This window comes from Hydrogenivirga sp. 128-5-R1-1 (assembly GCF_000171895.1).
Genome location: NZ_ABHJ01000001.1, coordinates 269,215 through 288,664, shown reverse-complemented (window position 1 = coordinate 288,664; position 19,450 = coordinate 269,215). Strand labels below are relative to the sequence as shown.

Genomic DNA, 19,450 nt, shown 5'->3' with positions numbered 1-19,450 from the left:
CAGGTAAAATTTATCGCTATGAAGGTAAAGATAAACGGAAGGGTCTTTGACATACCTAAAGGTGTCAGGTTCGGAGAGCTTAGCCACGAGATAGAGAAGGCTGGCATAGAGTTCGGCTGCACGGACGGGCAGTGCGGCGTCTGCATAGCGAGGGTATTAAAGGGACTTGAGTGTCTGAACGAGCCCTCCGAGGAGGAGGAGGAGACCCTCTGGAGGATAGGCGCCGTTGACGAGGAAGAGAGGCTCACCTGTCAGCTCATGGTAGAGGACGATAGCTGTGAGGAGATAGAGATAGAGTCCGAGGACTGATGACCTACAAGGCTGTTCAATACCAGAAGGAGGTCCTTGAGGGAGGGAAGGTAAAAACCCTCAACCTCGTTCACGGGGAGGAAGAGTTCCTCGTAAGAACCCTGATAGATAAATTGAAAAACAAGTTTGCAGAGAACTTCACGCTCACGTGGGGGGACGAGCTTGAACTGGGAGACCTCTACGAGCTCTTCTCCGAAGGAAGTATCTTCTCAGCCACCACAGAGAAGGCCGTGGTGATAATGAAGTTTGACGAGTTCCTCAAGAAGCTCGGAAGGAAGAAAAAGAACACCGAGAACCTCACCGACCTGCTTAAGAACCTAAAGAGCACCAAGCTCTTTGCTGTGGTGGGGCACAAGCTCACGGCTCAGGAGCTATCACGGGAGCCCTACAAAACCTTCTCAGCCCTCGGAGATATAATTCTCGCTGACAGGCTGCCTACCAAAAGGGTAAAGGACATAGTCAGGAAGAAGTTTGAGAGGGAGGCAAAGGGTATAGAGGAGGAAGCCCTGGACCTTCTCGTGGAGATGTGCGGTGGCAACCTCATGGTTCTCAAACACGAGAGCGAGAAGCTTATAGCTTACTCAGAGGGCAGGAAGGTAACCCGCGAAGACGTCAAGAATGTGTGTTTTCCATGGGAAGACCACACCCTGTTTGACCTTATAGACAGCTTCTTTGAGAGAGACGCTGAAAGGACGCTTCGCGTTCTCAGGGACGCATACAGAAAGGGGACACCCCCCATACAGATATTAGGCATGCTCTCCGGATACGTAACCAAGCTTTACGTAGTTCAAGAGCTTCTGTCTGAGGGAGAGAGACTTGATAACGCCCTGGAGAAGGTGGGCGTGAAGCACCAGTTTGCCAAGCTGAAGTTCAAAAACTATCTGGACAAGACTCCCAAGGAGAGAGCCAGAGAACTCCTGGAGGCTCTTTACAGGCTTGACTACGCCATAAAGGTTGGCTTTGCAGACCCCCAGAGGAGTGTGGAAAAGTTCGCCACCGATTACACGCTCCGTTGATTATCTTTTATTTCTATGAAGGTAAAGCTGCGGAGGTTTACCGGGAGAGAGTTCGTAACAACCGAGTACGAGGTAGAGACGGGCGAAAACCCCACCGTCCTTGAGATCCTCACCAAGATAAAGGAGGAGCTTGACCCAAGCCTGTCCTTCCGAGCCATGTGCAGGGCGAGTGTGTGCGGAACCTGTGCGGTCAAGGTGAACGGGGAACACAGGCTCGCCTGCAACACGAGGGTAAACGGGGAGGAAGTCCTGATAGAGCCCGTGGACGGATACATCCCCATAAAAGACCTGGTTGTCTCCCATGAAGAGATATACGACGGTCTCAGGAGGGCACGGGTGTGGTTTGTGCCAAGGGAGGAGAACTTAACCATTACACCTCAGGAGCTCAATAAGACCTCAAGGGCGTGGGACTGCATACTCTGCGGCATATGCAACAACGTCTGCCCTCCCCTCCTGGAGAAGCGGGATTTCGGGGGACCTTCCCTCTTCACTAAAATTTACAGGATTCTTGAAGACCCGAGAGATAGCCTGGGTGAAGAGAGGCTCAATGGGCTCACAGCCCTGAACGCCCAGAACTGCGTTCACTGTAGCAACTGCAACCTGTTCTGTCCAAAAGGGTGTATGCCTGAAAGGTGGATCACCGTTATAGAGGGAAAGCTGACCCAGAAGGGCTATATTCAAAAGAAGACGGAGGATTTCGGGTTTTTAGGGTTTTAATATAGAGCTATGGCGGAGGCTACGGGAAGAGAGCTTTCAAGGGCGGAGAAGGCTGCGGTCTTGCTGATGTCCCTTCCTCCCGATGTGGCGGCGAACATACTGAAGGAGCTCACGGAGGAGGAGATCCAGAAGATATTTCTCACAGCGGCGAGGATAAAGGACATATCCCCCGCCGACATAGAGGCTGCCGTTCAGGAGTTCCTTGAAGACTACAGCTTCGTGGCTACCCAGTACTCAAACCTTGAAACTTTACTGGAACAGCTCCAGGGGATACTGCCTCCCGAAGTCTATGAAAGGATAAAGAGCCTTCTGGGTTCCGCAGGGGTAGCCGAAGGGCTTGAGCAGCTTGAAAAGATAGACACGAGGGTTCTCGTGGGTCTTATAAAGAACGAGCACCCCCAGACCATAGCGGTCTTGCTCTCACAGCTTTCCCCCAGGAAAGCCTCCGATATACTCCAGTGGCTGCCCGAGAACCTGAGGTTTGAAGTTGTCAAGAGGATAGCTACGCTGGAGAACGTCTCTCCCCAGTTTTTGAGAGAGCTGATAGAAACAGTAACGGAGGAGATAAAGGCTCTCGGCATATCGGGAGGCATAAAGAAACAGGAAGGGGTGGCTATCGCTGCCGAGCTGATGAACATGCTTGATAAGGAGTCCGCGGAAACCCTACTGAGAAAGATAGGCGAGGAAGACCCCACCCTTGAGGAGAAGATAAGGGAGAAGATGTTCACCTTTGAAGACATTCGCAAGCTTGACAACAGGGCGATAATAGAAGTCCTCAAGGCTGTTGACAAAAACACCCTCGTAATAGCCCTCAAGGGGGCTCCCGACGACATAAAGGAGAAGTTCTTCTCAAACATGTCCAAGAGGGCTGCAAAGATAATGCAGGAGGACATGGAAGCCTTAGGACCTGTCAAGAAGTCCGAGGTTGAGAAAGCCCAGAAGCAGGTCGTGGCAATAATAAGAAAGCTCATAGACGAAGGAAAGATAGAGCTCGGCGGAGAGGAAGCCTATGTCTAAAAACTTCCGCCCTCTGTTCGGTTTAGAGGCACCCGAAGGGTCTGAAGAGTTCAGAAACGAAGTCCACAAGCTCCTTGAAGAGAAGAACAACCTGGAGGAGGAGCTCCGGAGGCTTGAGGACAAGTTAAAGAGCCTGGAAGAGGAGAACCGCACCCTTCTAAAAGAGCTAAAGTCCCTCAGGGAAGAGCTGGCTCAGAAGAGTTCCCGTGTGGAGGAGCTCGTATCGGAGCTCGTTGATGCGAGGCTGAAGAAGTCCATAGCCGAAAGGCTGACCTCCCGGATCCAGGAGAGCCTTGATAAAGCTAAGGAAGACCTAAAGGAAGACTTCCTAAAGCTCTCTAAGGAGATCGTGAAGGAGTTCCTAATGACGGACGTCATCCCCAAGGAAGATATAGTTACTAGGATCTTGGGAGAGGTCTTTGAGAGCAGCCTTGACCTGAAGGGTAGCGTTAAGGTCTTCCTGAACCCGGCGGACATGGAGCGGGTCTTTGACTTCATAGCGGGCATAAGGGAGAAGCTCAGCGAGAAGGTTGACATAGAAGTTCTCGGAGACGAGAGCCTGCAGCCAGGAGAGCTGAGAATAGAAACACCCAAGTTCGTTATAGAGAGAAAGCACGGCGAGATAATAGAAGAGGTCATGAGAGAGGTTCTTGGACGTGTCTTTGAAGGGAGTTAGGGTTTACGGGAAGGTAGTAAAGGTCAGCGGAATATACCTTGAAGCCTACAACCCAGGGAGTGCAACGGGAGACCTGGTAGAGATATTCCCGTCCACAGGCAAGAGCATATACGGAGAGGTTATAGGTTTCAACGAGGACAGGTGTATAGTCATGCCCTACGGCAGGCTCTCTGGCATAAAGCCGGGGGACAGAGTCCTCATAAAGAGCGAGCACGTATCAACGCAGGTGGGCAAGGCTCTTCTCGGAAAGGTCGTGAACCCCTTCGGGGAGCCCTTAGACGGCAGTATGGTGTTCACCGCAGAGAGGCTTCCCATAGAGCTTTCAAGCATAAATCCCCTGGAAAGGGAGAGGATAACGGAAATATTTGACACGGGCGTGCGCTCCATAAACGCCATGTTCACCCTCGGCAAGGGGCAGAAGGTAGGTATATTCGCGGGGGCTGGAGTTGGAAAGAGCACGCTGCTCGGCATGATCACCAATTACAGCAACGCCGATGTGGTCGTGATGGCTCTCATAGGTGAGAGGGGAAGGGAGGTAAGGGAGTTCGTGGAAGACGTCCTCGGGGACGGACTGAAGAAGAGCGTGGTCGTCGTTTCCACGGCTGACGAACCTCCGGTGGTAAAGGTCAAAGGTGCGCTCAGCGCAGTGGTTCACGCGAGGTTCTTCGCCTCCCAGGGGCTTGACGTTCTGCTCGTGATGGACTCCATAACGAGGTTCGCTATGGCTCAGAGGGAGATAGGTCTCGCCGCCGGAGAGCCTCCCACGCTTAAGGGATATACACCTTCGGTCTTTCACATGATGACCAACATAGTGGAGAGCTGTGGAAACTTCACCAGAGGTGGAAGCATAACGGGCATTTTCAGCGTCCTAGTTGAAGGGGACGACATAACCCTTGATCCTGTAGCGGACGCCCTCGTGGGCGTATTCGACGGGCACATAGTTCTCTCAAGGAAGAGGGCTAACGCCGGTCTCTTTCCGGCAATAGACCCGGTCAAGAGCCTCTCAAGGCTCATGCCTAAGCTCGTCAGCGAGGAGCACATGAGGATGGCTATGTACGTCAAGGAGCTCCTCAGCTCTTACGAGTCAATGGAAGACCTCGTCAACCTCGGTCTTTACAAGAGGGGTTCAAACCTCGCCGTTGACAGGGTGATAGACAACAAGGAGCTGATAGACGGCTTCTTCAGGCAGGACTACCGGGAGGGGGTGTCCTTTGATGAAAGTCTTCAGGGGCTTTCCAGACTCTACGCAAACCTCAGGGGCGAATCAGCTTGAGTCCAGCCTTCTCAAACTTCCTGTTGAAGGATATCACCTCTTTCACCTTCTTCTTCTTGGCTTTGGCAGATTTGAGCGAGTCCAGAAAGCTAAGCTTAGTTGAAGAATAGGTCTTCACGGCGTTCTGTATCACCTCTCTGTTTTCTATTGAGAATAGGCTATCAAGGAGCACCGTGTTCACAACCTCGGCGACAACTTCCCTCTCCCATCCGTAAACCTGCTCAAGGTAATAGACAAGCTCCAGAATCACCTCCTCCGTCACGAGGAGCTTCTCCTTCTGCTTTTCCATCTCTCTGAAGAGGCTGTCTATCCTGTCCACCTCCTCCTCAGAGCCCGAAAAGAACTCCAGCAGCACGGCAGTGTCCAGAAGCTTCATGATAATGAATTTTATCAAACACTGAAAAATGTCAATACAAATTTCGTAAAATGACACTTGAAAAATTTTGACATGTGCCGATATTAATACACAGCCATGGATGAGATAGTCAAGGTTATGGCGAGAGGCTTGATAGCACTGCCCAGCGACATAAGGAAGAAGCTGGGGGTAAAGGAAGGCGACATACTCAAGGTTGAGGTAAAGGACAAGGAGGTAGTCCTCAAGAAGGAGAAGAGGATATACGACCTCAAGGGAGCCCTCGCCCAGAAGCAGGCGAAGACCCAGCAGAAGAGCTTTGGAGAGATACTCGCAGAAGAGCTCAAGAGAAAGCAGGGGGAGAAGTGATGGTGGACACGAGACTGGACGTAAAGCCGCCGGAGCCCAAGATAGTCGGTCCCGACTACGTTCAGTCCTTTGACAATATGTCCGCCAACGAGTTTATGAAGATATACCTTGAAACCCTCAAGTTCCAGGATCCCTTCAAGCAGCAGGATCTTTCCAAATCCCTTGAGGACGTGGTCAAGCTGAACCAGGTCAAGTTCTACACGGACATGAAGGGCTTCATGGACAACTTCGTAGCCTGGATGAACCAGGTGACCTTCATGCAGACGATAAACCTTATAGGAAAGGAGTTCGTCTTTGCCTCCGACACCTTAGATACGGTGAAGGGAGGGGAGTACTACATACTTTCGGGAGAGAGGGTGAGGGGGGTTACAGCGAAGATATACGACGGGGAGGAGCTCATTAAGGAGGTTGAGATTGACCTTGAAAGGGGCTTGAATCTTCTGGACACAAGCGCCCTTCCCAAGGGGCAGTTCACGGTGAAATTGTTCAAGGGGGATTACGAACTACCCGGCTGGCAGCTCGGCTTCAAGGACGCCGTAAAGTCGGCGGGCATAGTGAACGGAGAGCTGATGTTAGACCTGCTATCGGGAAGACAGGTTTCCTCTTCCCAGATCATCTATACAGGGGGTTGAGAGATGTTAAGGAGCTTCTTCAACGCCGTTACTGGAATGGACGCTTCGCGTTTCTGGATTGACGTAACCTCCGATAACCTCTCCAACGTAAATACGGTAGCCTTCAAAGCTCACAGACCCCTGTTCCAAGACGTGATATCTTCGGTCACCATAGGGCTGAACGTTGTGACCGGAACTATAAAGTCCACCACCTACGGAGCGGGTGTGGTGGTTGACAGCACCCAGAAGCTCTGGAACATAGGGAACTTTAAGCAGACGGGGGTGAACACCGACCTCGCCATACAGGGGAGAGGGCTCTTCATACTTAAAGACCCTATAACCGGAGCCAACCTGTACACAAGAGATGGGCAGTTCAGACTCAGCAGGGACGGATACATGGTCACCTCGGGGGGCTTCTACCTCCAGGGCTTCAGGCTTAATGAGGCTGGCGAAGTTGTAGGGACAGGTCTTGAGAACATACACGTTGAGCAGCAGCTCCAGCCAAGACCTACAGGACAGATGTCCTTCCTCCAGCCCACGAACCTGAACGCGGAGGCTATACCACCTACGGTCGCCTTTGACCCAACCAACACAACCTCGTACAACTACAAGTACACTATAACCATATACGACTCTCTCGGAAATGAGTACCAGGCGGACGTTTACTTTAAGAAGGCAAGCACGAATGAGTGGAGGGTCTTTGTCCTAAGCGATTACGACGGGGACGGAAACCTTGAAAACCTTATATCAAACGGATACAGGGCTGGCTTTGAACAGTCTGGCACACCCCTCAAAACCTACAACTACCAGACCCTCATCTTTGACCCCGCGACGGGAAAGATAGACGAAGATGATACCCAAACGGCAAACCCACTCGCTTTTAATAGAGTTCCTCTAGGAAACAAGAACTACTTCTTCCTTCAGATGTTTGACGACACAAACCGTCCTTCCGATGTTACCACAGGTGCAACGCAAACTCTGGATACCTCCTCCGGTGGTACCTTAGGAAGTGCTGTTGAAGGGCTTACTACAACGCCCGGCATGATATTCTCCATAGGAGACGAGCTAACCTCGGATACGGACACGAACCTCATACAGAACTCTTACGCCAACCAGTTTGCATCGGACTTCGTTATAACCCTTGAGCAGAACGGATACACCAAGGGAGACCTCATAGACGTCTACGTCCTTTCTGAGGACGGCTCCGTGGTTGGGGTCTACTCAAACGGGAAGTCCCTCCCCCTCTACAGGGTTGCGGTAGCTGTGTTCACAGACCCAGAAGAGCTCACGAAGAAGGGGGCAAACCTTTATACCTCCATAACCACACCTACGATACTCCTTGCCGGAGGTTCCGAAAAGGTCAGGTCGGGGATGCTGGAGATGTCCAACGTTGACATAGCCAAGGAGTTCATAAACCTCATTACCGCACAGAGGGCATACCAGGCTAACGCGAGGGTCATAACGACCTCAAATACGATACTTGATGAAACGGTGAATCTTGTTAGATAATAAGAGCCATGGCTGACGAGGAGAGGGAGGCGCAACAGGCAGAGGAGGCGACCGGCGGAGGCAAGGGCAAGCTCCTCCTTGTCGTCCTCCTTCTCCTCATTCTTTTAATAGGTGGCGGAGCTGGAGCCTATTTCTTCCTTTTCGCAAAGAAGGACGAGGAGAAAAAAGAAGAAACTCCCAAACCCAAGGTATCCCCTGAAGCTGTGGGGGTGATGTATAAACTTGAGCCTGCATTCATAGTGAACCTCGCAGACCCGGAGCTCACCATGTACGCAAGGGTCTCCATAACCCTTGAGCTCTCATCTCCTGAGGTCGTCATGGAAGTCCAGAAGAGGGAGCCCATAATAAGGGACGCGATAATAGAGATACTCTCCAACAAGACCTCAAGGGAGCTCAGGTCTCCTGAAGGGAGGGAACAGCTGAAGCTTGAGCTGATAAAGAGGATAAACACCATACTCGTCCAGGGAGGAGTCAGGAACATATACTTCACGGAGTTCGTCGTTCAGGCTGAGTGATGGAGCTCTCCGAATACCTTGTAAAGGTCTTTCTGTCCCTCATAGTGGTCGTAGTTGCGATTGTATTTTTACTACCCTTAGTACTCAGAAAGTCCATGGGCTTAAAGGGTTTTGGTGGGAAGGGCAGTTTTGAGCTTAAAAAGGTCTCCCCCATAACCAAGAACGTGTTCATAGTTGAGCTTGAGGTGAAGGGGAGAACCTACGTCCTCTGCATTAGCGAAAGGGGGGCTGATGTAATATATAGGGAAGATGGCACGGGTTCTGATTCTCGTGGTTCTGCTGGGTCAGGTGGCTCTGGCCCAGAACGAAGTGATACCACCGATTGAGCTAAAGGTGGGGGAAGGGAACTTAGACACCTCCCTAAGGTTGCTGATACTTCTTACCATTCTCGCCCTTGCACCCTCCATACTTATAATGACCACATCCTTCATAAGGATAGTGGTCGTTCTCTCCGTTCTTAGGCAGGCGCTCGGTGTGCCTCAGGTTCCTCCCAATCAGGTGATAGTCTCCTTAGCTCTCTTTCTGACCTTCTTCATTATGAAACCCGTATTTGAAAACATAAACACAAACGCACTCCAGCCATACATGAAGGAACAGATAAGCGACCAGGAGTTCTTCAACCGGGTTACCGGCTCCTTAAAGGGCTTTATGCTCAAACAGACGAGAAAGGACACCGTAGAGGTCTTCATGGAGGTTGCCAAACTGAAGAAGGAGGAGAGGGAGAAGATAAGGAAACCCTCCGACATACCCCTCAGCATACTCATACCCGCCTTCATGGTCAGCGAGCTCACCACAGCCTTTGAGATAGTCTTCCTACTTTACATACCCTTCCTGATAGTTGATATAGTGGTGGCTTCCATACTCATATCCATGGGGATAATAATGATCCCTCCTCAGATAATATCGCTGCCCTTCAAGATAATGCTCTTCGTTTTAGCCAACGGCTGGGAGCTCGTGGTGTTGTCTCTTGTGAGAAGTTATCAGTAAGGGGGTTAGGACATGTCTCCAGACCTTATAGTATCAATAGGACAGAGAGCCCTTGAGATGGCAGTCCTGCTCGCCATGCCGGTACTGCTGGCGACCTTCATAGTCGGTCTCGTCGTGAGCATATTCCAGGCTGCGACCCAGATACAGGAGATGACCCTTGCTTACATACCCAAGATAGTGGCTGCCATGGTGACCATATTCGTGCTCGGGGGCTGGATGATGGGAAAGCTCGTTGACTTCACCAAGGAAGTGCTGATAAACATACCCGTCTGGATAAGATGATAACTGTAGATACTAACAGCTTACTAACCATACTCCTCCTTTTCTTCAGGGTCTTCGCCTTCATGTTCATGGTTCCCATGTTCGGCACCTTCTTTCTGCCAAACATAATCAGGGTGTACTTAGCCTTCGCCGTAGCTGCCTCAATACTCATGTTCTCTGACTTAGAACCTCTGCAGATAAGCTCCGCTTTAGAATTCTCAAAGCTTGCCCTTCAGGAGGTCATCTTCGGGTTCCTCTCCGGTTTCTTTCTCAGGTTGCTCTTTGATACGGTGTTCGTGGCGGGGGAGGTCATCGCTGTAAACACGGGGCTGGGCTTCCTTATGATGTTCCTCCCCCAGCAACCGCAAACTACCGTGCTCGCCGGTTTTTCAACCCTCATGGCTTCCACGCTCTTCCTCGCCGTCGGAGGTGCAGAGGCTGTGTACGTGGGTCTCGCCCAGAGCTTCAACAGCGTCCCTATAGGTAGTTTTGATATATATTCCATGAACGGGAAGGCGTTTCTCAGCCTCTTTTACAAGAGCTTCTCCTTAGGCGTAAAGCTTGCACTGCCAGTCCTGATAGCCGCCATGCTGACCAACATAATCCTCGCTGTGATAAACCGATTTATACCGCAGATAAACGTGTTCATGGTAGGTCTTCCCCTGCAGGTGATGGTTGGTCTGACCGTTCTGCTCCTTTCCCTGCCTGTCATAGGTCTGGTGCTCATATCCTATATGAGGGAGTACATGCTCAACTTTTTGAGCTTCATAGGTTCTGGCTGAGGACTATATTTAAGGTTTCGGGGGAGTTATGGCGCAGGAGAACAAAACCGAAAAGGCAACGCCCTATAGACGGCGGAAGCTCAAGCAGGAAGGTAACGTAGCCAAGAGCGTGGAGATAGCCTCTTCCCTCTCGGTGCTTATTTCCTCGTTAATCATATTCTTCACAGGCGCCCTGATATTCAAGGAGGTTGTAGCCTTCCTGATAGCCATATCGGGTCTCAGGCCTGCCGAGTTCTCAATCCTCGCGGGAACCACCATAAAGGACTCCTTCACCAGCATAGTTAAGCTCCTCGTGCCTTTCTTCGTGGTCACCATCCTCGTGGTTATAGGTGCGCACGTCGCCCAATTCGGCTTCATATTCACGCTTAAGCCTCTTCAGTTCAAGTGGGAGAGACTTAATCCCGTTGAAGGCATAAAGAAGATGGTCTCCATAACCACACTCTTTGAGCTGTCTAAGAACACGCTGAAGGCGTCTCTCCTGTTCGGTATAGCCCTGTTCATACTCAAGGGCAGCGTGAGCTTGATTCTCAACTCCGCCCAGATGCCCCTGCTTGAAGGGGTCAACTTCTTGATAGACCTCCTGATAAAGGTTGTCCTTATACTGGGAGTTATAGCCTTCCTTATAGCCCTCCTTGACTTCGCATACAAGAAGTGGGACTACGAGAGAAGGATAAGGATGTCCAAGCAGGAAGTAAAGGAGGAGTTCAAGCAGCTGGAAGGTCAGCCGGAGGTTAAGGCTAAGGTGAAGGCACGCATGAGAGAGATGGCACGGGGTCGCATGATGGCTGAAGTTCCCAAAGCGAGCGTGGTCATCACCAACCCGACCCACTACGCCATAGCTCTCAGGTACGATGCGGAGAAGGACAGGGCACCGGTGGTGGTAGCTAAGGGTAAGGGAACTCTTGCGGAGAGGATAATAAAGGTTGCGGAGGAGAACGAAGTACCGGTGATAAGGAAGCCGGAGTTGGCAAGGGCTATGTACTCTGCTGTTGATGTGGGGGACGAGATACCACCCGAGTTCTACAGGGCGGTGGCGGAGATAATAGCCTTCATAACCTTCCGTAAGAAGAGGACTTACGTTTGATATGAGTAACTTTAGTCCAAAGAGTTACCAAGAGGTCGGCAGAGCCTTTATAAACATAGCAACGGCTACCTTCATACTTGGGACTATACAGCCCATATTTTCAGGTAAGTTCTCACTAATTGTAGCTTTCGGGTCACTATTCCTCTTTGGCACTTTCCTCTACGTGGGAATAAAATTAATAGACAGAGGTGAAAGGGATGGATGATTTGAAAGCCCTCATATACTATGCGGTTTTATTCGGCGGTGCCCTTCTGATAGGTCTGTACTTGCTGAAAGCCTCAAGGAAATCGGATAAGGCTCACCACGTATGACTACGAAGAGCGAGGTGTTAATTGGTATGGTATATCAAATACTTTACTTTGCAGGTAAATTATCCTGCCCAGACAACGATATAGGATCGCACGGATAGCTTAGCCAGCCACCTAAAATACCCTCATGGAGGGGACTATCATGGAAGTTGTAAAAAGAAGCGGGAAGAGAGAGCAGCTTGACATAAATAAGATCAGGATAGCCCTTGAGTTCGCCTTCAAGGGGCTCAACGTTGACCCTCTTGAGCTGGAGACGGACGCCCAGATCCAGTTCCGGGACGGGATAACCACCGAGGAGATACAGGCTGTCCTCATAAGGACTGCAGCGGAGAAGGTCTCTCCCGAAACTCCCGACTGGCAGTTCGCAGCCGCAAGGCTCCTCTTATACGATCTATACAAGAAAGTCGCCCACATAAGGGGTTACGAGGTCAGGGACGAACTCTCCAAGGACTACAAGCCTTACAACACCGAAGGTTTTTACGAGTTCATAAATAGGTTCGTTGGGGAGGGAATATACGGCGACTACCTGCTAAAGCACTACTCCGAAAGCGACATAAGGGATCTTGCCAAGCACATAAAGCCGGAGAGAGACCTCTACTTCAACTACACGGGCATAAAGATTCTCACCGACAGATACCTTGCCAGAGACGAGGACGGTAGGATAATAGAGCTCCCTCAAGAGATGTACATGCTCATATCCATGACCCTTGCCATTCCCGAGAAGGAAGGTGATAGGGTCAAGTGGGCTAAGGAGTTCTACGACCTTCTATCGGAGCACCTCATAACCGTCGCAACGCCCACGCTGATGAACGCAAGGCGTCCCTTCACACAGTTGTCTTCCTGCTTCATACTCACTGTGGACGACGACCTTTACGACATCTTTGACAACGTCCAGAAGGCTGCCCAGATCTCTAAGCACGCGGGTGGTCTGGGAATATACATAGGGAAGCTGAGAGCGACGGGAGCGCCCATCAGGAAGTTCAAGGGGGCGAGCTCAGGGATAATACCCGTAGTCAAGGTGATAAACGATGTGATGACCTACGTTGACCAGCTGGGTATGAGGAAGGGTTCCGCCTCCATAACCCTTGACATCTGGCACAAGGATATTCTGGACTTCCTTGAGGTGAAGACCAACGCAGGGGACGAGAGGAAGAAAGCCCACGACATACACCCTGCCATATCCATACCCGACCTATTTATGAAGAGGGTCAAGAACAGGGAAAAGTGGACGCTCTTAGACCCTTACTACACCAAGAACGTAAGGGACGGGAAGAACTTGGAAGACCTCTGGGGAGAGGCTTTTGAGGAAGAGTATGAGAGACTGGAGAAAGAGCTTCCCGAGGACGCTAAGAAAGAGGTGGACGCCTTTGAACTCTGGAAGAGACTCCTAACGGTAGCCTTTGAAACGGGAGAGCCCTACCTCTTCTTCCGAGACCACGCCAACCGAATAAATCCCAACAAGCATGCTGGAATGGTTTACTCAAGTAACTTATGTCATGAAATTGTCCAAAATATGAGCCCCACCAAACACTTAGGAAAAGAGCTTGACCCGGAAACGGGAGAGATAGTCCACAGGAAGAAATCCGGAGATGTGGTCGTATGTAACCTCGGTTCTGTGAACCTCGGTAAGGTTTATACGAAGGAGACCATGGAACAGGTAGTTCCCAAACTGGTGAGACTCCTTGACAACGTTATAGAGATGAACTACTACGCCATACCCGAGGCTGAATACACCAACAAGCGCTACAGGGCGATAGGTATAGGGGTCTCTAACTACCACTACTGCCTCGTCAAGAACGGAGTCAACTGGGAGAGCGAGGATCACCTGAAGTTTGCGGATAAACTCTTTGAGCTGTTGGGCTTCTACGCCATAAAGGGTTCTATGGAGCTGGCTAAGGAGAGAGGAAAGTACAGGCTCTTTGAGGGATCGGACTGGAGCAGGGGTATATTCTTCGGCAGGAAGGCGGAAGAATTAGAGGAGAACTCCAAGGAGAACGGCAACGACCTGCCTTGGAAAGACCTTGCGGAGGATGTTAGAGAAAACGGGATTAGGAACTCTTACCTCCTCGCTCTGATGCCCACGGGTTCTACCTCTCTCATACTGGGAGCAACTCCTTCCGTTGACCCGATATTTGCCAAGTACTACAAGGAAGAGAACATGAGCGGGATACTGCCGCAGGTTCCTCCCGAGATAGACAGGTTCTTCTGGCACTACAAGAGCGCCTACAACATAGATCAGGAGTGGGTTGTAAGAGCTGCAGCTGTTAGGCAGAAGTGGATAGATCAGGCTCAGTCTTTAAACCTATTCATAGACCCGGAGAAGATAGACGGACCCACTCTCTCCAAGATATACCAACTCGCATGGGAGCTCGGACTCAAGACCATATACTACCTCAGGAGCAAGTCCATAACGGACATAGAGGAATGCGAGAGCTGTGCGGTTTGATCTTTAAAAGTTCATAAAAGAGGCGAAATTAATAGAGCTGGAGGAGGTAAGGAGATGTTAGAAAGCGGAGAGAAGATTCTCCAGAGGAAGCTCATATTCAACCCAGAGGGAGAGAGGGACGCCGCCAACAGACGCATAATAAACGGCAATCCCACCAACATCATAGAACTGAACAACATAAAGTATCCGTGGGCTTTTGACCTTTACAAGACTATGGGTTTCTCCAACTTCTGGATACCCGAAGAGATACCTCTTATGGAGGACAAGAAGCAGTACGAGAGAGTCCTATCGGACTACGAGAGGAGAGCCTACGAACTCGTGCTGTCGTTCCTTATAGCCCTTGACTCCTTTCAGGTGGACATGCTCAAGGACTTCGCTCGTATGATAAGTGCTCCGGAAGTGGAGATGGCTCTCACCGCTCAGGAGTTTCAGGAGTCCATACACGCCTACTCATACCAGTTCATCCTTGAGTCGGTGGTTGACCCCATAAAGGCGGACGAGATATACAACTACTGGAGGGAGGACGAAAAGCTCAAGGAGAGGAACGAGGTCGTTGCGGAGGTATACAACGAATTCATAAGGAAGCCCTCCGAGGAGAACTTCATAAAGGCGGTCATAGGAAACTACATTCTGGAATCTCTCTACTTCTACTCAGGCTTTGCCTTCTTCTACACCCTCGGAAGGCAGGGGAAGATGACCAACACCGTCCAGCAGATAAAGTACATAAACAGGGACGAGCTTACCCACGTGACCCTCTTCAGGAACATGATCCTTAACCTCCAGAAGGAACAACCGGAACTCTTCTCTCCCGAGATAAAGAAGTGGATAGCCGAGTACTTCAGATACGCCATAGATCAAGAGATCAAGTGGGGTCAGTACGTAACCCAAGACCAGATACTCGGTATAAACAACCAGCTCATAGACAGGTACATAAAGTACTTAGGCAACCTAAGGATAACCCAGATAGGTCTTGAGCCCCTCTACCCGGAGATAACCGAGAACCCGATGAAGTGGATAGACGACTTTAGAAAGATAAACAACACCAAGACGGACTTCTTCCAGAGAAAGCCTCAGACCTATGCCAAGGCTAACGAGCTGAAGTGGTAGGACAAAAACTGTAAAACCTTTTTACACAACGCCGTTATAATTATCTGTGTAAATCTTAAGGGAGGTTTGCATGAAGGGGAGAGTCGCTCTCTCGTCCGGTCTTATATCGGTTTTGCTCATAGGTTGTGGTGGTTATGACGGCGTAGGCTTGTCCGATGACAACTCCGCGGAAGCGAAGAGGTACGAGGTTTTAAAAGCCATAGACGAGGGTAACTACGACTTCGTAATACAGGCTCTATCCAGCGACATAACCTACGGTGGTGCTTTTACACAGGATGAAGGCAGGCTAAACCTCGCGTCCGCCTACGTAGGAAAGGCAGGGTTTGACGCGAACGATATAGTCAAGGAGATGGTCAATACGGTGAACAACAATACGACAAGTGACGATTTCCAGCAGTTCATTCAGGCTCTGTCTAAAAACATAGGGACTTACGGGACGCTCTACCTCTCAAAGGCGTCCGCCCTCTACGGACAGATAGCTGGTTCATGTAACCCCGCACCAGCGGAAGATATAAAGAAGGACGCCTGCTTTTACAGAGGGATCGTTGATGTAGCGACCGCTGCGGTCAGCATAGTGAGCATCGTGAAGGACGTAAACGACTGGTTGAACCCCCAGGGCTGTGCGGAGGACGCAAACGGAAACAGCGTGGGTGATGATGCGGACGCTTCCGCGTGTGCCATAGAGTATGGAGCAAATGGTAGCTGTACGGTTACAGGGGCATCGCTGACCTCTCTTAACAGCAATCTCACCTTCACAGACTCTCAGGGCAACAACTACTCCTTTGAACTGGTAAAGATTGACGTAAGCGGTGGCAGTGGCTGTACGAATACGAACACCTTTTACAGGCTAATAGACAACGGCTCCGGTACGATGGCTGTGACGGAAGGTTACTGCGATACCAACTTCAACCCCTGCAACACGCCCGACGGAACAACCTGCTACCCCTGTCCCGTTGTTGACAACGGAGATGTTTTAGATATAACGGAGACGATAGTGAACACCGTTGAGAGCTCCCAGCAGATAATAACGAGCTTAGTCCAGGGAACAGATACAGAACAGGCGGTCAACGACTTTATAACAGAGGTGTGTGGCGCTGACCAGAACTGCACCGAAAGCGAGATAGCCAGCTACCTGCAATAAAAGGGAGGTCATAGTATGAAAAGGCTACTCCTTGGTTCTCTTCTGTCTGTGTCCTTAGGGTTTCCCATAGCCTTTGAATATCCTTACATCTACAAAGACCCAAGGGTAATGGGTATGGGAGGTGCCTACGTGGCTGTGGGTGGAACCTCCGCATCTCTCTTCTACAACCCTGCAGGAATAGGAAAGATAAAGAAGGAAGCGGGTTTTGAAGTTGACCTTATAGGTGTGACAGCCGCGGTGAGTAAGGACGGGTACAAGTTCCTTCAGGACTTCCAGGACGCCCTTGACACGGGTGACCTTGACGGAGACGGGGACACGAGCGACGACCAACTTGAAGCCACCCTTGACGTGCTGAAAGAATACAGAGGTAAGGTTCTCCACTTTTCGGTGGACACCTTCCCCTCGGTTGCGAGGAGATTTGGCAATCTCGGTGTAGCCCTCGGGGGTATAGCGGTCCTCAAGTTTGACGCTGTCCCACACCAGGGTTTCAGCTCTCAGGGGCTCCTGAGCGTTGATACTAGCCTGACTTACGGGGGAGTGGGTGGACTCTCTTACGGATTTCTGAACGAGAAGCTGACCCTTGGTGTTGGCATAAAACAGCTCAGCAGAGAGCTCGTCCAGAAGGACTTTACCGCCAGGGAGCTCGTTGAAAACCAGGACGACCTTGACAACTACATAAACGACGAGGTAAAGAAGTCCGGTTCTGCTACAGGTGTTGACGTAGGCGTTATCTACGACCTGGCTGAGATTTTCGGATTCAAAGCCTCCGTAGGCGCTTCTTACATGAACATAGGAGACCTTGACTTTGGGGAGGCTGGAAATATCCCGGGAACGCTGAACGCAGGGCTGGCTTTGAAAAAAGAAGGTTCTTCAGCCTTCCTGAGCGGTGTTACCCTCGCCCTTGATGTGGTTGACCTGACAAAAAACTACGAGCAGGACGAAGACTGGGGCAAACGCCTCAGGGCTGGCGCAGAGCTTAAGGTCTGGAATGGGAAGCTGAGTGACTTCATACTTCGTGTTGGTTCCTACCAGGGATACCTTACCGCAGGTGCGGAGCTCAGGTTCTTACTTCTGAGGGTGGTAGCCACCACGTACGCAGAGGAGGTAGGCGCCTACTCAGGACAGGACGAGAATAGGAGATACATGCTCTCCGCATACATAACTTGGTAAAATTCTCTCTCTATGGAAAGGTACGAACTCCTGATAAAGTCCGCCCTCCTTCCCGGCAGGGGAGAGGTTGATGTAGCGATAAAAGGGGGCATAATCGCAAGGATCGGAAAAGATATACAAGCGGAGGCTGATTACACCATACACGCTGGCGGTAGGCTTCTTCTTCCCTCCTTCGCCAACATGCACACCCACGTCCCCATGTCACTTCTCAGAGGCATAGGCGCGGATCTGCCTCTGATGGACTGGCTCCAGAAGGTTATATGGCCCCTTGAGGGTGAGTTCGTCTCTCCAGAGTTCGTGAGGGCTGGGACGGAGCTTGGCGTTTTGGAGATGATAAAGAGCGGGACTACCCTCTTCATGGATATGTACTTCTTTGAGGAGGAGGTTGGGGATGTTGCAAAAGAGGCAGGTGTTAGGGCAGGTCTCGGTTTCGGAATACTGGACTTTCCAACCAAGGTAGCCAAAACTCCCGATGAGTACATAAGCAAGGCAAGAGAGTTCGCTAAGAGCTTAAAGGGAGATGATCTCGTCTTCCCGGTTATATGTCCTCATGCGCCCTACACCTGTTCACCCAATACGCTCACCAAGGCTAAGGAGCTCGCTGAAGAGCTTGATCTCTACCTTCACATACACGTTGCGGAGACCAAAGGAGAGGTTGAAAAGATAAAAGAGGAATACGGAAAAACTCCTGTCAGGCATCTTGAGAGCATAGGCTTTCTATCTGATAGGGTTCTCTGCGCCCACATGGTCTGGCTTGATGAAGAGGAGATGGACATAGTCAAAGAAAGAGGTGTAAAGGTAGCCCACTGCCCGGAGAGCAACTTAAAGCTCGCCTCGGGGATAGCTCCCGTCCCCGATTACATAAAGAGGGGAATACATGTAACCCTCGGAACGGACGGGTCAGCTTCCAACGACAACCTTGACATGCTGGAAGAGTTATCAACCATGGCAAAGCTTCACAAGGGTGTGAATCTGGACGCCCGGGCTATAGATGCGGTTACCGCCCTTGAGATAGCCACGGAAAAGGGGTTCTCGGCTGTAGGTATAAAGGCGGGGAGGGTTGAGGAAGGTTACGAGGCCGACCTCCTGCTCATAGACCCTAACAGCCCTCATTTACAGCCCCTCTACGACCCCATAGCCCAGGTGGTTTACTCCGCCCAGTCCTCCGACATAGACACGGTCATCTGCAAGGGCAGGGTTCTCATGGAGAAGAGGGAGCTAAAGACCCTTGACGAAGAGAGGATACTCTATGAGGCTAAGGGGTGGGGAGATAGAATAAAAGGTTTCCTTGACAGGCTGAACTCTCAGGGATAGACTACAAACCGATGAAGAAGGACCTTACCAACCTGCTCAAGGGTGAGACCGTTCCACCCGGCTTTGAAAACCTGGACTCGGCAAAGGAGTACGTTGCGAGATACCTAATAAACTACATAAACATAGAGCTTGAAGGACTTCCAAGAGAGGAGTGGGAGAAGACCCTTTCCACGTGGGCTAAGATATGCGCCTTCTCAAAGAACCTCATACCAAAAAGCGAAGAGGAGAGGAACAAACTATACGAGAAGTTTGGCTTTGATACGATGATGCAGGGGATAGCCGAGGACGTCAGGCTCACCTTCATAGGTATGCTTTCTTTGGGAATTCTTAAGGAAAGTGAGCCTCCCCAAAACCTTATACTCAGGGCGGTGGAGCTTATAAGAGACGAGGACGAACTCCTCAGGAAGTGGGAGCTCAATCCTGAAATTGTCAGATTTATCCATGACTTCTGCTCTTCCAAGTCCCCCCAGAGAGATTAAATTAACC

23 protein-coding genes are annotated in these 19,450 nt (G+C 50.7%); 22 read left to right on the top strand and 1 reads right to left on the bottom strand.

Annotated features, from left to right (window positions below; translation table 11 throughout):
* Positions 1 to 18: 18 nt before the first annotated feature.
* Genes HG1285_RS15545 through HG1285_RS15570 form a run of 6 tightly spaced genes read left to right on the top strand, consistent with a single transcriptional unit; the run spans position 19 to position 5,008 of the window.
* The gene (locus HG1285_RS15545) at positions 19 to 309 is read left to right on the top strand and encodes a 2Fe-2S iron-sulfur cluster-binding protein (RefSeq protein WP_008286101.1); all 291 of its coding nucleotides are present in this window, start codon (positions 19 to 21) and stop codon (positions 307 to 309) included.
* Entirely contained in the window at positions 309 to 1,325 is a 1,017-nt protein-coding gene (holA, locus tag HG1285_RS15550; RefSeq protein ID WP_008286100.1) for a DNA polymerase III subunit delta, read from the top strand. Before HG1285_RS15545 ends, holA begins: the two co-directional genes overlap by 1 nt.
* A gap of 15 nt (positions 1,326 to 1,340) precedes the next feature.
* Entirely contained in the window at positions 1,341 to 2,042 is a 702-nt protein-coding gene (locus HG1285_RS15555) for a 2Fe-2S iron-sulfur cluster-binding protein (protein WP_008286099.1), read from the top strand.
* A gap of 9 nt (positions 2,043 to 2,051) precedes the next feature.
* The gene (gene fliG / locus HG1285_RS15560) at positions 2,052 to 3,059 is read left to right on the top strand and encodes a flagellar motor switch protein FliG (RefSeq protein WP_008286098.1); all 1,008 of its coding nucleotides are present in this window, start codon (positions 2,052 to 2,054) and stop codon (positions 3,057 to 3,059) included.
* Positions 3,052 to 3,735: a FliH/SctL family protein gene (locus HG1285_RS15565; protein WP_008286097.1), complete on the top strand. Its 684-nt coding sequence runs from the start codon at positions 3,052 to 3,054 to the stop codon at positions 3,733 to 3,735. The genes fliG and HG1285_RS15565 overlap by 8 nt, the downstream gene beginning before the upstream one ends.
* Positions 3,722 to 5,008, top strand: a complete 1,287-nt coding sequence (locus tag HG1285_RS15570; protein ID WP_008286096.1) for a FliI/YscN family ATPase — start codon at positions 3,722 to 3,724, stop codon at positions 5,006 to 5,008. Before HG1285_RS15565 ends, HG1285_RS15570 begins: the two co-directional genes overlap by 14 nt.
* Here the strand turns inward: HG1285_RS15570 and HG1285_RS15575 are convergent.
* Complete coding sequence (locus HG1285_RS15575; protein ID WP_008286095.1) at positions 4,989 to 5,384, bottom strand: PIN domain-containing protein; 396 nt, start codon at positions 5,382 to 5,384, stop codon at positions 4,989 to 4,991. The two genes, HG1285_RS15570 and HG1285_RS15575, sit on opposite strands and share 20 nt — an antisense overlap.
* Positions 5,385 to 5,480: 96 nt before the next feature.
* Between HG1285_RS15575 and HG1285_RS15580 the strand changes: the two genes are divergently transcribed.
* The 16 genes from HG1285_RS15580 to HG1285_RS15650 all read left to right on the top strand — a co-directional run bounded on the left by HG1285_RS15580 (position 5,481) and on the right by HG1285_RS15650 (position 19,443).
* On the top strand, positions 5,481 to 5,729 hold the full coding sequence (locus HG1285_RS15580; protein WP_008286094.1) for an AbrB/MazE/SpoVT family DNA-binding domain-containing protein: 249 nt from the start codon (positions 5,481 to 5,483) through the stop codon (positions 5,727 to 5,729).
* Positions 5,729 to 6,361: a flagellar hook assembly protein gene (locus HG1285_RS15585; RefSeq protein ID WP_008286093.1), complete on the top strand. Its 633-nt coding sequence runs from the start codon at positions 5,729 to 5,731 to the stop codon at positions 6,359 to 6,361. Before HG1285_RS15580 ends, HG1285_RS15585 begins: the two co-directional genes overlap by 1 nt.
* Before the next feature lie 3 nt (positions 6,362 to 6,364).
* The gene (locus HG1285_RS15590; RefSeq protein WP_008286091.1) at positions 6,365 to 7,849 is read left to right on the top strand and encodes a flagellar hook-basal body complex protein; all 1,485 of its coding nucleotides are present in this window, start codon (positions 6,365 to 6,367) and stop codon (positions 7,847 to 7,849) included.
* Between the two features lie 8 nt (positions 7,850 to 7,857).
* Entirely contained in the window at positions 7,858 to 8,364 is a 507-nt protein-coding gene (locus HG1285_RS15595) for a flagellar basal body-associated FliL family protein (RefSeq protein ID WP_008286090.1), read from the top strand.
* Positions 8,364 to 8,690 (top strand): hypothetical protein, encoded by a 327-nt coding sequence (locus HG1285_RS19375; protein ID WP_008286089.1) that lies wholly within the window; start codon positions 8,364 to 8,366, stop codon positions 8,688 to 8,690. Before HG1285_RS15595 ends, HG1285_RS19375 begins: the two co-directional genes overlap by 1 nt.
* A complete protein-coding gene (fliP, locus tag HG1285_RS15600; protein WP_032496265.1) occupies positions 8,614 to 9,351 on the top strand; it encodes a flagellar type III secretion system pore protein FliP in 738 nt (245 codons plus the stop codon). Before HG1285_RS19375 ends, fliP begins: the two co-directional genes overlap by 77 nt.
* Positions 9,352 to 9,363: 12 nt before the next feature.
* Positions 9,364 to 9,633, top strand: a complete 270-nt coding sequence (gene fliQ / locus HG1285_RS15605; RefSeq protein WP_008286087.1) for a flagellar biosynthesis protein FliQ — start codon at positions 9,364 to 9,366, stop codon at positions 9,631 to 9,633.
* The gene (gene fliR, locus HG1285_RS15610) at positions 9,630 to 10,394 is read left to right on the top strand and encodes a flagellar biosynthetic protein FliR (RefSeq protein WP_008286086.1); all 765 of its coding nucleotides are present in this window, start codon (positions 9,630 to 9,632) and stop codon (positions 10,392 to 10,394) included. Before fliQ ends, fliR begins: the two co-directional genes overlap by 4 nt.
* 28 nt (positions 10,395 to 10,422) lie before the next feature.
* Positions 10,423 to 11,478 carry a flagellar biosynthesis protein FlhB gene (gene flhB, locus HG1285_RS15615; RefSeq protein WP_008286085.1) on the top strand — a complete coding sequence of 352 codons (1,056 nt, stop codon included), beginning with the start codon at positions 10,423 to 10,425 and terminating at the stop codon, positions 11,476 to 11,478.
* A 1-nt stretch (position 11,479) separates the two neighbouring features.
* Positions 11,480 to 11,683, top strand: coding sequence for a hypothetical protein (locus HG1285_RS15620; RefSeq protein ID WP_008286084.1), 204 nt, complete (start codon positions 11,480 to 11,482; stop codon positions 11,681 to 11,683).
* A gap of 245 nt (positions 11,684 to 11,928) precedes the next feature.
* On the top strand, positions 11,929 to 14,232 hold the full coding sequence (locus HG1285_RS15625) for a ribonucleoside-diphosphate reductase subunit alpha (protein WP_008286082.1): 2,304 nt from the start codon (positions 11,929 to 11,931) through the stop codon (positions 14,230 to 14,232).
* A 54-nt stretch (positions 14,233 to 14,286) separates the two neighbouring features.
* A complete protein-coding gene (locus HG1285_RS15630; RefSeq protein ID WP_008286081.1) occupies positions 14,287 to 15,339 on the top strand; it encodes a ribonucleotide-diphosphate reductase subunit beta in 1,053 nt (350 codons plus the stop codon).
* Between the two features lie 70 nt (positions 15,340 to 15,409).
* Positions 15,410 to 16,480, top strand: a complete 1,071-nt coding sequence (locus tag HG1285_RS15635) for a hypothetical protein (RefSeq protein WP_008286080.1) — start codon at positions 15,410 to 15,412, stop codon at positions 16,478 to 16,480.
* Between the two features lie 15 nt (positions 16,481 to 16,495).
* Positions 16,496 to 17,650: a hypothetical protein gene (locus tag HG1285_RS15640; protein WP_008286079.1), complete on the top strand. Its 1,155-nt coding sequence runs from the start codon at positions 16,496 to 16,498 to the stop codon at positions 17,648 to 17,650.
* Positions 17,651 to 17,662: 12 nt separating this feature from the next.
* Complete coding sequence (locus HG1285_RS15645) at positions 17,663 to 18,964, top strand: amidohydrolase (protein WP_008286078.1); 1,302 nt, start codon at positions 17,663 to 17,665, stop codon at positions 18,962 to 18,964.
* Positions 18,965 to 18,975: 11 nt separating this feature from the next.
* Positions 18,976 to 19,443, top strand: a complete 468-nt coding sequence (locus HG1285_RS15650) for a hypothetical protein (RefSeq protein WP_008286077.1) — start codon at positions 18,976 to 18,978, stop codon at positions 19,441 to 19,443.
* Positions 19,444 to 19,450 lie beyond the last annotated feature (7 nt).

What these genes read in the sequence shown, in the direction of transcription:
- HG1285_RS15545 (WP_008286101.1), top strand. Translation starts at nt 19, where the DNA reads ATGAAGGTAAAGATAAACGGAAGGGTCTTTGACATACCTAAAGGTGTC.
- holA (WP_008286100.1), top strand. Translation starts at nt 309, where the DNA reads ATGACCTACAAGGCTGTTCAATACCAGAAGGAGGTCCTTGAGGGAGGG.
- HG1285_RS15555 (WP_008286099.1), top strand. Translation starts at nt 1,341, where the DNA reads ATGAAGGTAAAGCTGCGGAGGTTTACCGGGAGAGAGTTCGTAACAACC.
- fliG (WP_008286098.1), top strand. Translation starts at nt 2,052, where the DNA reads ATGGCGGAGGCTACGGGAAGAGAGCTTTCAAGGGCGGAGAAGGCTGCG.
- HG1285_RS15565 (WP_008286097.1), top strand. Translation starts at nt 3,052, where the DNA reads ATGTCTAAAAACTTCCGCCCTCTGTTCGGTTTAGAGGCACCCGAAGGG.
- HG1285_RS15575 (WP_008286095.1), bottom strand. Translation starts at nt 5,384, where the DNA reads ATGAAGCTTCTGGACACTGCCGTGCTGCTGGAGTTCTTTTCGGGCTCT.
- HG1285_RS15580 (WP_008286094.1), top strand. Translation starts at nt 5,481, where the DNA reads ATGGATGAGATAGTCAAGGTTATGGCGAGAGGCTTGATAGCACTGCCC.
- HG1285_RS15585 (WP_008286093.1), top strand. Translation starts at nt 5,729, where the DNA reads ATGGTGGACACGAGACTGGACGTAAAGCCGCCGGAGCCCAAGATAGTC.
- HG1285_RS15590 (WP_008286091.1), top strand. Translation starts at nt 6,365, where the DNA reads ATGTTAAGGAGCTTCTTCAACGCCGTTACTGGAATGGACGCTTCGCGT.
- HG1285_RS15595 (WP_008286090.1), top strand. Translation starts at nt 7,858, where the DNA reads ATGGCTGACGAGGAGAGGGAGGCGCAACAGGCAGAGGAGGCGACCGGC.
- HG1285_RS19375 (WP_008286089.1), top strand. Translation starts at nt 8,364, where the DNA reads ATGGAGCTCTCCGAATACCTTGTAAAGGTCTTTCTGTCCCTCATAGTG.
- fliP (WP_032496265.1), top strand. Translation starts at nt 8,614, where the DNA reads ATGGCACGGGTTCTGATTCTCGTGGTTCTGCTGGGTCAGGTGGCTCTG.
- fliQ (WP_008286087.1), top strand. Translation starts at nt 9,364, where the DNA reads ATGTCTCCAGACCTTATAGTATCAATAGGACAGAGAGCCCTTGAGATG.
- fliR (WP_008286086.1), top strand. Translation starts at nt 9,630, where the DNA reads ATGATAACTGTAGATACTAACAGCTTACTAACCATACTCCTCCTTTTC.
- flhB (WP_008286085.1), top strand. Translation starts at nt 10,423, where the DNA reads ATGGCGCAGGAGAACAAAACCGAAAAGGCAACGCCCTATAGACGGCGG.
- HG1285_RS15620 (WP_008286084.1), top strand. Translation starts at nt 11,480, where the DNA reads ATGAGTAACTTTAGTCCAAAGAGTTACCAAGAGGTCGGCAGAGCCTTT.
- HG1285_RS15625 (WP_008286082.1), top strand. Translation starts at nt 11,929, where the DNA reads ATGGAAGTTGTAAAAAGAAGCGGGAAGAGAGAGCAGCTTGACATAAAT.
- HG1285_RS15630 (WP_008286081.1), top strand. Translation starts at nt 14,287, where the DNA reads ATGTTAGAAAGCGGAGAGAAGATTCTCCAGAGGAAGCTCATATTCAAC.
- HG1285_RS15635 (WP_008286080.1), top strand. Translation starts at nt 15,410, where the DNA reads ATGAAGGGGAGAGTCGCTCTCTCGTCCGGTCTTATATCGGTTTTGCTC.
- HG1285_RS15640 (WP_008286079.1), top strand. Translation starts at nt 16,496, where the DNA reads ATGAAAAGGCTACTCCTTGGTTCTCTTCTGTCTGTGTCCTTAGGGTTT.
- HG1285_RS15645 (WP_008286078.1), top strand. Translation starts at nt 17,663, where the DNA reads ATGGAAAGGTACGAACTCCTGATAAAGTCCGCCCTCCTTCCCGGCAGG.
- HG1285_RS15650 (WP_008286077.1), top strand. Translation starts at nt 18,976, where the DNA reads ATGAAGAAGGACCTTACCAACCTGCTCAAGGGTGAGACCGTTCCACCC.